The 14489-nt window shown below is 41.2% G+C and carries 12 protein-coding genes; 7 read left to right on the top strand and 5 right to left on the bottom strand.

Annotated features, from left to right (window positions below):
* Positions 1-16: 16 nt before the first annotated feature.
* Both lgt and ABIM45_00345 read left to right on the top strand, forming a co-directional pair.
* Positions 17-793, top strand: coding sequence for a prolipoprotein diacylglyceryl transferase (gene lgt / locus ABIM45_00340; protein MEO0238364.1), 777 nt, complete (start codon positions 17-19; stop codon positions 791-793).
* A 5-nt stretch (positions 794-798) separates the two neighbouring features.
* Positions 799-1422, top strand: coding sequence for a ComF family protein (locus ABIM45_00345; protein MEO0238365.1), 624 nt, complete (start codon positions 799-801; stop codon positions 1420-1422).
* On the opposite strand, the gene ABIM45_00350 is transcribed toward ABIM45_00345, so the two are convergent.
* Both ABIM45_00350 and ABIM45_00355 read right to left on the bottom strand, forming a co-directional pair.
* Positions 1412-2368 carry an OmpH family outer membrane protein gene (locus tag ABIM45_00350; protein MEO0238366.1) on the bottom strand — a complete coding sequence of 319 codons (957 nt, stop codon included), beginning with the start codon at positions 2366-2368 and terminating at the stop codon, positions 1412-1414. The two genes, ABIM45_00345 and ABIM45_00350, sit on opposite strands and share 11 nt — an antisense overlap.
* Position 2369: 1 nt before the next feature.
* A complete protein-coding gene (locus ABIM45_00355) occupies positions 2370-2927 on the bottom strand; it encodes an SIS domain-containing protein (protein ID MEO0238367.1) in 558 nt (185 codons plus the stop codon).
* Between the two features lie 88 nt (positions 2928-3015).
* Between ABIM45_00355 and ABIM45_00360 the strand changes: the two genes are divergently transcribed.
* On the top strand, positions 3016-6228 hold the full coding sequence (locus ABIM45_00360; protein ID MEO0238368.1) for a diguanylate cyclase: 3213 nt from the start codon (positions 3016-3018) through the stop codon (positions 6226-6228).
* Here the strand turns inward: ABIM45_00360 and ABIM45_00365 are convergent.
* On the bottom strand, positions 6222-7613 hold the full coding sequence (locus ABIM45_00365; protein MEO0238369.1) for an exopolysaccharide biosynthesis polyprenyl glycosylphosphotransferase: 1392 nt from the start codon (positions 7611-7613) through the stop codon (positions 6222-6224). The two genes, ABIM45_00360 and ABIM45_00365, sit on opposite strands and share 7 nt — an antisense overlap.
* A complete protein-coding gene (locus ABIM45_00370) occupies positions 7601-8461 on the bottom strand; it encodes a glycosyltransferase family 2 protein (protein ID MEO0238370.1) in 861 nt (286 codons plus the stop codon). The genes ABIM45_00365 and ABIM45_00370 overlap by 13 nt, the downstream gene beginning before the upstream one ends.
* Positions 8462-8515: 54 nt before the next feature.
* Between ABIM45_00370 and secA the strand changes: the two genes are divergently transcribed.
* From secA to ABIM45_00390, 4 genes are read left to right on the top strand one after another with little or no spacing between them, the layout of a single operon-like run.
* Positions 8516-11422 carry a preprotein translocase subunit SecA gene (gene secA / locus ABIM45_00375; GenBank protein MEO0238371.1) on the top strand — a complete coding sequence of 969 codons (2907 nt, stop codon included), beginning with the start codon at positions 8516-8518 and terminating at the stop codon, positions 11420-11422.
* A gap of 21 nt (positions 11423-11443) precedes the next feature.
* Complete coding sequence (locus tag ABIM45_00380) at positions 11444-11857, top strand: OsmC family protein (protein ID MEO0238372.1); 414 nt, start codon at positions 11444-11446, stop codon at positions 11855-11857.
* 22 nt (positions 11858-11879) lie between these two features.
* The gene (locus tag ABIM45_00385; GenBank protein MEO0238373.1) at positions 11880-12773 is read left to right on the top strand and encodes a TIGR00269 family protein; all 894 of its coding nucleotides are present in this window, start codon (positions 11880-11882) and stop codon (positions 12771-12773) included.
* 53 nt (positions 12774-12826) lie between these two features.
* Positions 12827-13603, top strand: coding sequence for a hypothetical protein (locus ABIM45_00390; GenBank protein ID MEO0238374.1), 777 nt, complete (start codon positions 12827-12829; stop codon positions 13601-13603).
* On the opposite strand, the gene ABIM45_00395 is transcribed toward ABIM45_00390, so the two are convergent.
* Positions 13595-14473, bottom strand: a complete 879-nt coding sequence (locus ABIM45_00395; protein MEO0238375.1) for a SpoIID/LytB domain-containing protein — start codon at positions 14471-14473, stop codon at positions 13595-13597. The genes ABIM45_00390 and ABIM45_00395 overlap by 9 nt on opposite strands.
* Positions 14474-14489: the final 16 nt, after the last annotated feature.

Here is a 14489-nt window from a genome sequence, read left to right on the forward strand (position 1 = left end):
AATCAGGAGGTGATTGATGCATCCGATTCTTTTCAGGATAGGGCCTCTTGAAGTACGCACATGGGGTGTACTTGTGTTAATAGGTTTTATTGCTGGAATTAGCTATGTGGCTAAGAGGGCCCGCGTGATAGGTGTTAGTACTGAAAAGATATGGGATTTTGGCTTCTGGGTGGGATTAGCAGGAATTGTTGGGGCAAGGATTTTTTACGTCCTTTATCACATTCCCTATTTTAAAGAACATCCATCAGAGATTATTAAGTTCTGGGAAGGCGGAGCGGTCTTTTTTGGCGGTTTTTTGTTTGCCCTAATTACCGGGATTGTTTATTTGATAAAAAATAAGAAATATTTGCCTTTCTGGCCTATTGCTGATTTTGCTTCTGAAGCCCTTGCCCTTGGTATGTTTTTTGGAAGGTGGGGGTGCTTCTTCAACGGGTGTTGTTTTGGTAAAGAGACCCATCTCCCTTGGGCTGTGGTATTTCCACCAGGCTCACCCGCTTATGAAGTAATGGATTCTCTTCCTATTCATCCTTCCCAGCTTTACGAGTCCTTTGCAAACTTGATACTCTTTTTTATCTTACTGAAAATTGAACAGAAAAAACCCTTTGATGGGTTTATTTTCCTATTCTACATGTTTTTCGCCTCTTTGATAAGGTTTCTCGTGGATTTCACCAGGTATTACGAGCCCGAAAATGTGTATATTCTCACAATAAACCAGTGGATTTCCATTGCTATAATGGTTACATCCGTTGTTATTTATTTTATTTTGCGCAGGAAAGCCTTTAAGAAACATTAGTAGCTGTGTTCAGATTTCTCTTAGAGGCGATTTTCCCTTCTTTCTGTTATATTTGTGGAAAGCCTTCTAAGGGCATCCTTTGTGATGGATGCAAGAAAAATTTTGAGGAAAAGAGGGTTAACAAAATCTTTTTCCCTGACGCCGATCACCTCTCTAAAGTTTACATTGTTTTTGAGTACGAAGGAGAGGTGAGAAGGCTCATTGAAGAATTCAAGTACGGGAAGAGAAAGGAGATTGCACGTTATTTTTCTCAATATTTTTCTGGGCTTCCTCTTGACTACGATTTTATTGTGCCCGTTCCTCTTCACGCCACAAGACTAAGGGAAAGGGGATTCAACCAGAGTGAAGTAATAGCGAAAAGGCTGGCAAAGGAATGCGGAATTCCTGTAACGAAAAAGGGCATAAGGAGGAGAAAATATACCCTTAAGCAGGCGAATTTGACCAGGAGTGAGCGCTTAGAGAATCTCTCCGGGGCTTTTTTCGTGAGTCATCCGGAAAGGTTCAGAGGAAAGAGGATTCTCCTCGTGGATGATGTTTATACCACTGGCGCTACAATGGAGAACTTAGCAAAGGCTTTTAAGAATTATCCTTCTAAGATCGATGGTTTTGCTATTGCCTCTAAGGTTTGAATTGTTGTGATAAGAGTCGTGCCTTTTGAAGTGACTCAACATCGAGACTTTCTCTTGGGTTTGTAGCGGAGCCCGTTATTTCTTGTAGCTTCTCGCCCGTTGCGGTACGGTACAACTGGTAAACAAAGTTAACATTTTCACCCGAGGTTTCAACAGTTCCACACACAAAATAATCTGCGTTGAGACTCAGAGCGATCTGTTTGCAGGTTTCCGGGAACAGTTTATTGTTGGTGAGATTGCTTCGGGATATCTCTTTGTTTACATTATCGGTAGGAATTACCTCAAGGAGTACGTTACCGGTAATTCCCTGGTAAAGGGACTTTTGAAGGCGATTGCCAAGCTGGAGTTTTTGGGCCCCAGGCTCGGTTTCCATAAGAGGAAAGACGGCAATTCTATATCTTTTTCCTCCGGATGTTGTTTGCTGAGCATAGGTTTTGTTTAACTCCTGAAGTACTTTGTCCGTTATGTCCTGAGAATTTGAAACGTAAAGGATCACCTTTGCATCGTTGTTTAACACTAAGTCAAAACCGTTTGCCACTGCCACATTTTTGATGGTTTCCTGAATTTTCTTGTAATAGGGCTCTAAAAGCTCAGAAGATTTTTTATAAAAGAGCCCATTGTCTCCCCAGATGTTTTTGATAAAATTTGAGTATGCTTCTTGGGCCTTCTGTATTTCCAGTTCTCTTTTTTCTCTGCCTTTCTCTGTAAGTCCAGGCTTTTCTATTTCTAAAAGATTTTTAAGCGAATCTATATACTGTTTGAGACTGTCCTTCTGCCTTTCCCATTCTAAAACAAACCTGTCCAGTTCTCTCTTTGCATCCTGGAACTCAATGTATTCATAGAAGATGCGATTCATATCAACGGTTGCGATGGACACATCCTTGCCTTGAAGTGTTGGGGTGATAGACAACGTTAAAAGTAAGAAAGTGGCAATTTTCCTTATCACTTTAAACCTCCAGTTTTTTCTCCAGTTCTTCTATTATTATATGCCCTATAATTTGGTGGCACTCCTGGATTATCGGAGTATTTTTTGATGGTACATGGATAACTACGTCCACCTGGTCTTCTACTTCTGTCGGGTCTGCGCCCGTTAAGAAGATAACGGCCATTTTCTTAGCTATTGCCGTTTTGATTGCCTTAATCACATTTTTTGAGCTTCCTGATGTAGAAAGGGCTACCAAAACATCGCCTTCCTTTCCGAGCCCTTCTACCTGCCTTGAAAAGATTTCCTCAAAGCCGAAATCGTTCCCTGTGGCAGTAATAAGAGACGTATCGGCGGATAGGGAGACAGATGGGAGCGGGGTTCTTTGGGTTTTATATTTTACCATTAATTCGGTGCTGAAATGCATCGCCTGAGCGGCACTACCGCCGTTTCCGCACCATAGAACTTTTTTCCCCTTTTTAAGTGCGTTGGAAATTATTTCTGCAGAGAGGATTATTTTATCACTTTCCGTCTTTGATAAAAGCTCAACGGTTTTTAAAACTTCTTCAAATCGTTTTTCCATTGAACTTTATTTTAAAGCTTGCATCTCGCATTGGAAAAGGTAGCTTAAATATTTGACAGAACAAAGGGAGGCTTTTAAAATTATCCAAATGATACAGGAGAAAGTAGAGCAATATACTGATGATTTAACTGGAGCACGAAATAGAAAGTTCCTTAGTACCTTCGCCGACCTTGAGATACGACGGGCCCAGCGATATCGCACAAATTTTTCCATAATTCTTTTTGATATCGATAACTTCAAGGAAATTAACGATCTTTACGGGCATCTTGAGGGTGATAAGGTTCTCAAGGAACTTTCTCAGTTCATTATGAAATCTTTAAGAGAGTCTGATGTTCTCATTAGATATGGTGGGGACGAGTTTATTATTTACCTTCCTAATACGGATTTTGAGGATGCCAAGTTTGTTGCCGAAAAAATCCTTAGCAGCGTGAAATCTCAGAGGATAGCTGGAAGGAGTATCTCCCTCAGCATGGGTATCGCCGAATATCCAAGGGATGGCAAGACGTGGCAGGAACTCTTTAACAAGGCGGATATAGCCCTTTACAGAGCGAAAAGGAGAGGTAAGGGTCGTATTGCCTGGGTTGAAGAAGTAGAAGCGGTTCCTGTAATTCCAACATCCCAGTTTGTTGACAGAATAGAGGAGAAGAGAACCCTTATAAATCTTATAAATCAGGACCAAAAACTGGTAATCGTCCGAGGAGGGGCCGGCATAGGTAAAACCCGTCTTGTGAAAGATACTCTAAAAAGAGTTGAAGGCGTCTACTTTTTTATGGGGGTAGCATACGGAGCCCTTTCCGAAGTCCCCTTTAGTCTTTTGAAGGATTTGATTCGGTACTGTTACGACAACTATAAAATAGAATCAAAGGAGGCTCTCTCTAATTTTGACCAATTTGAACTTGCCGCTTTTTACTCTATTTTTCCAGAAGCAAGTAAAAGTGGCAGTGTAAAGAATATAGATAAGTACAAGCTCTACGATACTATACTGAAGTTCTTCAAGCATTTTGCAGTTCATAAAAGGGTTTTAATTTACATTGACGATATACAGTGGGCGGACAAGTCATCGATGGAGCTTCTTTACTATGTTATAAGAAATGCCCCCGTCGATGTAAAGTTTTTCGCCACTTTTAGAACGGAGGACCATATTTACGATTATGTTGAAAACTTCCTATCTCAGGCTTTACGTGAACGTTTTATTTTTGTATTGGATCTGAAGCCCTTTGATTATTCTGCAACATCCGAATTCGTTTCTGCCGTTCTTCAGGAAGAGGCTGAGGAAGAGGTGATTAGGTTCCTCTACAACAAATCTGGCGGAAACCCCTTCTTTATTGAGGAGCTAATTAAGGAACTTTACGATAAGGGGAACCTTTTGTACAATGGGAAACGCTGGGTACTTGCCGATGTTGAGAATATCTCTATCCCTCAGACCATTCAACATATCATGAGGAAAAGGGTTCAGGAGGTGGAGGGAGATAAGGTCCTTGAAGTGGCGTCCTGCATTGGGCATGAGTTTTCACCTTCGATAATTAAAGGTGTTCTTGATATGGACATGGGAGAAATCTACGATTCCATTGAGAAAGCTATAAAGAAGGGAATCCTTGAGGAGAGTGGGCCAGATATATTTGCGTTTAAAGAAGACGTGATGAGGGAGCTTATCCTTCAAGGTATTTCTCAGAGTAAAAGGAGATTTTATCATCAGAGAATTGCAAGGTGGATAGAAGAGAATAAGGGTTATATTGCAAATGCAGAGGAACTTATAGCCTATCATGCGTATCACGGCGGAGATGTAGAGAAGATATTGCAGTATGCTCCAATAGTTGCAAGGAAGGCGATGTCACAATTTGCCTATGAGGAGGCAAAGAAGTTCTGGTTGTATTATTTTGAGTACGAAAAGGATGGGAAAAAGTACGTTAAGGAAGCACTTGATTTTGTCGAGTGCTTAATGATTAAGGGCGATTTGAGATATGCAAGAGAATTTTTAGAAGAGGTGCAGCAGAAGTTTTCAGATTTTATCGATGCTGAGTTCTACTCGAGGTATTCGGACGTTTTGAGTGAGCAAGGACTCTATAGTGAAGCTCTTAAGTATATAGATAAAGCCATCGAACTCGCCTTTCAGCAGGAAATGAAGGAAAAAAATAATAATCAGGGTGATAAGTTAGCCGAACACTCCCTTTATAAGTATTATATCGAAAAAGGTTGGATTTTAATCAAACTCGGTCAGTATGAAGACGCAAGGGTGGTTTTGGAACAGGCACTAATTAATAAGAAGTACCTCTCTAAATACTGGGAAGGTACCCTTTATAATGTCCTTGGGGTGCTTCATGCTGAAGTATCTTCGCCTCAGGATGCTATTGCTTATTACGAAAAGGCAATTGAAATCAGGCAGGGTATAAATGACTTTAAGGGATTGGGTGCCAGTTATATTGATATTGCTATCGTTTACCATGACCTCGGTGACATGCAGAAAGCCATTGAATATTATGAAAAGGCAAGAGAAATTTATAAGCAGATAGGCTACAAAGGTGGTTTGATTACAACTTACATTGACATCGGGATGTATTACCTTTCCAGCAGGAAATACGACGAAGCAATGCGAAATTTCCAGAATGCCTACCATGAGGCTCATTTAATAGGTAGTAAGGATAGCATGTGCCTTGCTCTTAATAATATCGGTTCAGTCTTGAGGATTACCCGTAAATATAATGAGGCAGAGGTCTTCTATCGGAGGGCAATGGAAATCGCCGAGGAGATAAATTCCGTTGAGCATAAAATAGTGATCACCAGGAATTTTGTGAGGCTCTATAAGGACGGCTTTAAAGATTATGCAAAGGCTGAAGAATATTTCAGAGAGTTAGAGAAGTTGCTTGAGAAGAGAGAGCTTGATACAACAAAGTTTGCCTCATTATTGATTGGTGCGGAACTATTCATCCTGAAAGGAGATTTGGACAAAGCTGGTAAAATTCTAAATGAGTTATTACCCCATTTAAAGGAGAAGAGATTCCAGAATTACAGGTTCTGGGCGCATTTTGTATTGGCTGAATATTACGCCTTAAGAGGCGAAAGGAGGGAAACGGGGCGCGCCCTCCATTCTGCCCATGAAGAAGTCAGAGCGAACTTGAAAAAAGATCCAGACTACATAGTCTCTTACTTTGAAGGTTTGCTTGAGTTCTTCATTTTAACAAAGAGGAAGAGAGGCGCCTATAAAATATTGGATAAGCTGGAAGAGATGTACAAAAAATACGGGTTCGTTGAAGATTTACAACTTTTACCATATTTAAAAGAAGAAGTGGAGCAAATTCAGTAGGCTCCTTCGCCCTTAAAGATCTCTAAAATTGTTTTTACAAAGATTGCTAAGTCCAAAAAGATGTTCCAGTTTTTGACGTAATAGAGGTCTAACATAATCCTTTCTTCGAAGGTCAGGGCGTTCCTACCCGAGACCTGCCATAAACCCGTAAGACCGGGTTTAACACTTAAAAGTATGTCTTTAACATCTTCAATGACCTCTAGTTCTTCGGGCAAATAAGGCCTTGGACCCACAAGACTCATATCCCCCAACAAAACATTAAATAGTTGTGGAAGCTCGTCAAGACTGGTTTTTCTTAAGATTTTGCCAATGGGAGTGACTCTTGGGTCTTTTACGCTCACAATTTTTCTAAATTTTTCGTATTCATCTTTAATCTCCGGGTGTTCTCTTAAAAATTCCTGTAGGATTTCCTCGGAGTTTAGATACATGGTGCGGAACTTGAAGATTTTAATAAGCTTGCCATTCTTCCCAAGCCTTGGCTGAGTGAAGATCACAGGTCCCTTCGATGTAGCAACGATGGTGATGGAGATGAGTGCAATAACTGGTAATAAAATTATAATTAAGGGAACGGTGGCGAGAAGATCCAGTAGCCTTTTCAATTTGGCATTTTTCGGGATTAAAAGATTATATTTCAATTTGAGGCTTTTAAAACCAAAGAAATCAACGATTTCCAGCTCCTGAGGGTTTAAAGCGTGGTTGAAGGCGTTTATTAATATCTCAACATTTTTTTCCCATGCTAAGTTTTCTATCTTTTTAACCTCCGTAAGCGGTACACCACCTACAATGAGGAGGTCGGGTTCTTTTTCCAAAATAGCTTGTTTTACTATTTCGGCAGACCCATTTTTTATATGGGCTACCACATTGATGCCACTGGTTTTCTCCCTTTCGATGGTCCTTTTGAACCATTCCAGTTCCACCGAGTCACCCCAGAAGAGAGCTTTATCTCTAAGTAGTCCGATTTCGTAGAGGATTCTTTTTACGATAATTCTACCGACCCAGAGGAGGAAGATGCTTAAAATATAGGAGATTAGGAAAGCAAGCCTCGAGAACGACGGCTCTACTTTAATGGTATAAAGGAGAAGGGCTGAGAAGGCGGAGGCTATGGTGGTGCCTTTTGCTATTTTCAGTAGTTCTTCACTTTTGGTAAAGTATTTTGTGTAGAGGCCTTCGTAATAAAAAGTGATGACCCAGATTAAGAAGGCAAAAAAGTATTTTGAATAGTGGGCAATGGGCAGTGCTGGAGGCAATGTATATTTGGTTGTGCCAATTACATTAACTCTAATGTAATAGCCCGCATAGAAGGAGAAGGCAATGAGAAAGAGATCCAGAAGTACAAGAATAAATTTAGAGATTAACCTAATGGACCCTTTTCTTATGCCTTCCATTGGCTTTCCTTTACGGGAATATTTATAAAATACCGAAAAGCGATAATCAAGTTGTAGGTAAGGGATAGGATAAAAACAATAAGTTTTTCGATTGGATTCTTCGAGTGTTTTTTTGTGTAGAGAAAAAAGGAGCGGAGTTTTTGAAATTCCGACTTAAAAGGTGCCTCTTTTCGTGAAGATCCATGAAAGTGTATAATCTTTGCCCTTGGTTCGTAAATCACTGAATACCCCGATTCTATAAGCCTTTTGAAAAGGTCGGCGTCTTCGAAGAAGAGGAAAAATTGCTCATCAAATCCCTTCAGGTTCTCGAAAATTTGCCGTGGTGTCATAAAGAAACCGCCGAGGGGAAAAGATTCCTTAAGGAAGATAGGCTCTTCTATCCTCTCCAGTTCGTAGCCAAAATATTCCTTCTTGATCTTAGAATTTTTGAAGAAAATACGGAGGGGGGATGTTCTGCTGACTAAGACGTGCTTTAAAGAGGGGAACATCCTTGTGGAAGGTTGAAATGAGTGATCAGGATTTAAAAACCTTGGGGCTGCCACTGAGTTAAATTTTCTTGTGGTTTCTTCGAGAATTCTTACTGTATCGGGAGAGGCAACAGTGTCTGGATTCATAAAAAGTAGAAAGTCTCCCCTGGCCACTCTGGCACCAAAGTTACAGCCCGATGCGTAGCCTTTGTTTTGCCTGTTTATTACCTTGGTGTTTGGAAATTTTTGAGTGAATTCCTTTAGGTCCTCTTCGGGGCTGTGATTGACAATAACTATTTCATCAACCTGATTGTAGATGGAGTCCAAACAGCGTTTCAATAATTTCCCTGATCGATAATTTACAATTATTGCAGAGACCATTGTTCCTTTTAATTTTACACTGGCGGGTTTATAATTACAACGAGGAGTGGAGCCATGTTTAAATTTTTAATGGAAAAAATAATAGGCTCAAGGAACGACCGGGAAATAAAGAAACTCTGGCCCATTGTTGAGAAAATAAATGAGATTTACGAAACTTATCATTCATTGAAAGATGAAGACCTAATAAAGAAAACTGAGGAGTTTGAAAAGCGTATCAGGGATGGCGAAGATCCTTTTGAAATACTGCCTGAGGCTTTTGCCCTTGTTAAAGAGGCGACGAGAAGATTGTGCGGAAAGAAATGGGAAGTTACGGGCCATATGTGGGAATGGGATATGATCCCCTTTGATGTCCAATTACTCGGTGCTATCGTACTTTTCCAGGGAAAGATTGCGGAGATGAAGACAGGTGAAGGTAAAACCCTCGTTGCGACAATGCCCCTTTATCTTCACGGGATCATAGGAAGGATTAAGGGGACCGGGGTGCACCTGGTCACAGTGAATGATTATCTTGCCCGCAGAGATAGGCAATGGATGGGACCCGTTTATGAAAGCCTTGGCTTAAGTGTTGGCGTGATCCAGAACGATATGGATAATGCTCGAAGGAAGATTGAATATCAGAAAGATATAACCTACGGAACTAACAACGAATTTGGATTCGACTACCTGAGGGATAACATGGTTTACAGGGCAGAGGACAGGGTCCAGCGTGGTCACTACTATGCCATTGTGGATGAGGTCGACTCTATTTTGATCGATGAGGCGAGGACCCCATTAATTATCTCTGGACCTGTCGAATACTCTTCTGCAGAGATTTACAGGGAAATGAAACCCCTTGCAGAGAATTTAGTGAGGAAACAGACTCAACTGGTTACCCAGCTTCTCTTTGTTGCTGAGAATCTACTAAAACAGGGTAAGGAATTTGAGGCGGCGGAAAAGATTATTCAAGCGAGGATGGGTATGCCTAAGGCAAAGAAGCTATTCAAAATGCTCCAGGAACCTGGAATTATGAAGCTTGTGGATAAGGTTGAGTTAGAGTTGATGAAGGAAGTTAACATAGGTGGTGAAAAGACGAAGAGAATTGAAGAGCTTAAGGAAGAACTTTATTTCTGGGTTGATGAGAAGTCCCATTCTGTTGAAATAACAGAAAAGGGCAGGGAAGAGGTGGAGAAGAGGGAAAAGGGCCTCTTTGCCCTTCCTGATCTTTCTACAGAACTTCATAAGCTTGATGAGGACAAAAATCTATCTGCTCGCGAGCGCTTTTATGAAAAAGAGAGGATTCTCAGAGAATATGCGGAGAAGAGTGATAAGATTCATGCCCTGAAACAGTTACTCAAGGCTTACATGCTTTTCGAGAAGGATGTGGACTATGTGGTGATGGACGGGAAAGTTATAATCGTGGATGAATTCACAGGAAGATTGATGCCAGGAAGAAGATGGTCTGATGGACTCCATGAGGCAGTCGAAGCAAAAGAGGGCGTGACAATCCAGAGAGAAACCCAGACCCTTGCCACCATTACCATTCAGAACTACTTTAGGATGTATGAAAAACTGGCTGGTATGACAGGTACCGCAATGACTGAGGCCCAGGAGTTCTGGGAGATCTACAAACTCGATGTGATTCAGATTCCTACCAACAAACCCATTCGCAGGGTGGACTATCCCGATATAATTTTTAAGACGAAGAAGGAAAAATATGAGGCCATTATAAATGAAATCGAAAAATGGCATAGGGTTGGCAGGCCTATTCTCGTGGGGACCACGTCAGTGGAAGTTTCTGAGCTGCTGTCCAGGTTGTTAAAGAGGAAGGGGATACCTCATCAGGTTTTGAACGCCAAATACCACGAAAAGGAAGCGGAAATCATAGCGAGGGCTGGTCAGTTTGGGGCAGTTACCATTGCAACCAACATGGCAGGTAGAGGAACGGATATTAAATTGGGCCCAAACGTTGTTCGGGCAAAGGAGTGTGCTATAAATACGCCAAATCCAACCCCTGGTCTTACCTGTACAGAGGATCCTAAGAAGTGTATTAAGGAAGGAGTTCCCTGTGGGCTTTACATTATTGGCACCGAGAAACACGAAGCCCGTAGAATTGATAATCAGCTGAGGGGAAGGGCTGGAAGGCAGGGTGATCCTGGCTCTTCGAGATTTTTCCTATCCTTGGAAGACGACCTTTTGAGACTCTTTGGTTCCGATAGGGTGATGGAACTTATGGAAAGATTTGGAAGCAAGGATGAGGGGCCTATCGAATCTCCTATGGTGACAAAGGCTCTTGAAACGGCACAGAAGCGGGTTGAGATGCAGAATTTCCAGATTAGAAAGAGACTCCTTGAGTATGATGATGTGATGAATAGGCAAAGGGAAGTAATTTATGGCCTCAGAAACGACATCCTTGACGGTAAGGATTTAAGGGGATTGGTCCTTGATTACGCAAAGGGTATTGCGGAAGACCTTATAGAGAAATATTTAAGGAATAATGAGAGGGATGATTCCTGGAATCTTCAGGATTTGAGGAACGAGCTTGCCTACTTCTTCCTTTATGATTTTTCCGAGATGTTGAATGTGAAGAGTAAACAGGAAGTAAAGGAACTGGTTTTCAATAAGCTTGAGGACCTTTATAAAGAACGGGAGGAGGCCTTTGGTGATGAAAAGATGAGGGAGATGGAGAGGATTGTCTTATTAACGACCCTGGATCATCTCTGGAGAGAACACCTTTATGCCCTTGACCATTTGAGAGAGGGGGTCTATTTGAGGGCATATGCTCAAAAAGATCCATTGGTGGAGTATAAAAAAGAGAGCCTTGAACTGTTTGATGAGCTTATGGAGAGGATCCGAAACGAAAGTGTGATGAGGATTTTCCGCATTGAAGTTCCAAAAATGCCAAAGAAGTTCGCCGAAAGGATGGTTGCCTTCAAGCCCTCCATTGACACCCAGAAGGGAGGGCAGACCGAAAAGTCAAAGTAAAAGAATTAAGGAGGTACTAAAATGAAGGTAAATTTGAAATGGGAAGAGGGCTTGAAATTTAAAGCTGAAACCCCTTCGGGTCACGAGCTTTATCTTGATTCTGCTCACAAAGAGGATGGAAAAAGTGCCGGACCTGCTCCTATGGAACTTCTTTTGGTCGCCCTTGGTGGGTGCACAGCTATGGATGTTATATCGATTTTGAATAAAATGAGAGAAAAGGTGAAAGAGTTCAGTGTTGAAGTGGAAGGTGAAAGAGCTCCTGAACATCCAAAATATTACACAAAGATTCACATTAAGTATATCTTCAAAGGTGAAAACCTGAAGGAAGAAAACATCCAGAAAGCCATCCAGCTTTCTCAGGATAAATATTGTAGTGTTTCAGCCAATTTGAGAGGAAAATCGGAAATTACCTACTCCTACGAAATAAGAGAATAGTTCCTTGCAAAGCTTAAAGGCCATGAGAAAGTGTATAAAATGCAAGGGGCTTACTGAAATTTTTATTCCACACCATCGACTCTCCCTTTGTAATGAGCACTATATTGAATGGTATCAAAAAAGGGTTGATACTACTATCAAAGAGTTTAAGATGTTTTCAAAGGAAGACCGCATTCTCGTTGCGGTGTCCGGAGGTAAAGATAGCCTTGCCCTCTGGCATGCCCTTGTCTCTCTTGGCTACGAAGCTGATGGTTTTATAATTGACCTTGGTTTTGGTCAGTATTCTGAAGATTCTTTGAATGTCTCTAAGAAACTTGCAGAAAAGTTGAACAGGCCTCTCCACATTTTGGATTTGAATAAAGAGTTTTATAGCATTGAAGAGATTAAGAAAAAAGACCGCAGGCCCATCTGTTCCCTCTGTGGCACCGTGAAGAGGTATTTTATCAACCTTTACGCTAAGAAACTGGGATATCAAATCGTTGCAACTGGTCATAACTTAGACGATGAAGTGGCGGTTCTATTGGTTAACACCCTCTCCTGGAATTTAGAATACCTGAGGAGGCAATATCCCGTTTTGAAAGAGGGAAATGGCTTTGTAAGAAAAGTAAAACCTCTTTGTAAAACCACGGAGATGGAGAACAGGATTTATGTGGAGGTTAATGGGATAGAGTATGTGGAATACAAGTGCCCATATTCGAAGGGGGCAACAAGCTTAGAGTATAAAAAATTTATTGAGGATCTTGAAAAAACCAGCCCTGGAACCAAATTGAGATTCTATTCGGAGTTTTTGAGAAAGATTTATCCTTTGCTTCAAGTTGTAGAGGACCAAGGGGTAAAGCCCTGCAAAATATGCGGTGAGCCAACTTCAGGGGAGGTATGTGCGGTATGCTCAATAAAACAAAAAATGTCGCATTAGGACTGCTTCTCTTTTTACTTATGGCGGTCCTGAGTTGTAAAAAGGAGAGCAAAATGCATTCAAATCTTGAACATGCTAATAAAAAATACTGGAAAGGAAGTTATTTTGTGCAGAAAACGATAAAGGATATCGATTTGAATAAATGGACGGTAAGGGCAAAGGTCGATGGCAAGTGGCAGACTTTCCAAATAGTTGATCTTCCTGATGCCTTTGTGAATTGGAGTGTCAATAGAAGACTGGAAACCCTTGATAGGGTAAGAAGTAATCAGCCTCCTTCCCTCTCAGGTCCCCACAACGGGATGGTTGCTTCTTACGGTATAAGGAGAAAGGATTCGAAATTTATTATTAATAATGCGGTGAAAGGTATGGGGTTTTTGCCAAAACCGGAAAAGGTAAAGGAGTTGATTACTCTCCTTGAATCAACGATAGATTCTTCTGATGAGTATAAACTCAATGTTCTCGAAAATCTTTACAAGAATGCAGATGAATACTTTACACGGAAGGGGCTTGTATCTCTCGAACTTTATACTAATCCTGGGTTTGAGACCCACACATTCTTAAATGAGATGGAAAATCCCGCTGTTTCTATTGTCTTCCTTGATATTCCAAGTTTTGAGGTGAGAGCCCTGGCGAGGCTTCTACATCCGGAGGACCCGATCCTTAGTGAATATGAGAAAGATATCGTCAAATATGCGAATCTTATTCATTCTTATTTCCATGGCCATTTTGACAGGGAATTTATTGCGGTAATTTACTATGTTGTCGAAGTCTTTGACAACACCCCTGGAAGAGGAGGGCTCGGTAAGCGGGTAGTCCCTCCACTACCTTGAAGATGGGATTTTTTCTATTTCGGATACAGGGAAATAGTAGTTAAGTATCTCTTTGTAGGTTTTTCCCTGAATGGCCATGAGTTTTGCACTCCAGAGTGGCAATCCAATGAGAATGCCTCTTCCCCTTCCTTGGAATATAAGGGTATCTCCCATGATTTCTAACTGAAAAGAGGGGCTTAGAAGACGGGGATAAAGGCTTTGGTATAGGGCTGGACCACGCAAAATTACGGATTTTTCACCGTTGAAGATTATTGTGTCAGGGATGAGATGGGTTGTGAAATTAACAATTTTTAGAGAGTCCAACTTATCGATTCCCAGAATGTATTTGATATCGCTCAAAGGAATTTTAGTTTCCCAGTGGGAAAAGGAGCACGTTTTGGATAAGGTGTCCTCCACCGAAATGCTGTAAGTGAGAGTATCACCGAATATTTCCTCATATGGTACAGTGAAGCCCCCCGTGCAATAGGTTATAAGTGGGTAGATTGGGAGGCCAAGGTAAGTCAAAATCTCTCCCTTTGTCTCCTCTACCGCATTTTTCACGTTTTTGGATACGTTTCCAATGCCGGTATATTTCCAGTAGGGGAGGGAATCTGGCAACATATAGATATTTTCGCTAAGCAGGTGATAAAGGTAGGTTCTAATTGTCACCGCTATGGCCTTTATGTACTCTTTTGTGGTGTCTTTTCCTGCGACATTCTGCGTACAGGAGAGGACATAATCCTCTTCTTCTGCAATATTCTGAAGATAAATGGAGTTTCCAATGCATTTTAAGACCAGATCACCGTTGAAATATCCAGAATCCTCTGCTGTTTTAACAAATTTTGTATTTGCGTCCTCAACTCTGTATTCTTCGAAGGTGTATCCTCCCATCTGGAGTTTGCCATCT

The sequence above is a fragment of the candidate division WOR-3 bacterium genome (assembly GCA_039803545.1).
GTDB lineage: Bacteria > Hydrothermota > Hydrothermia > UBA1063 > UBA1063 > UBA1063.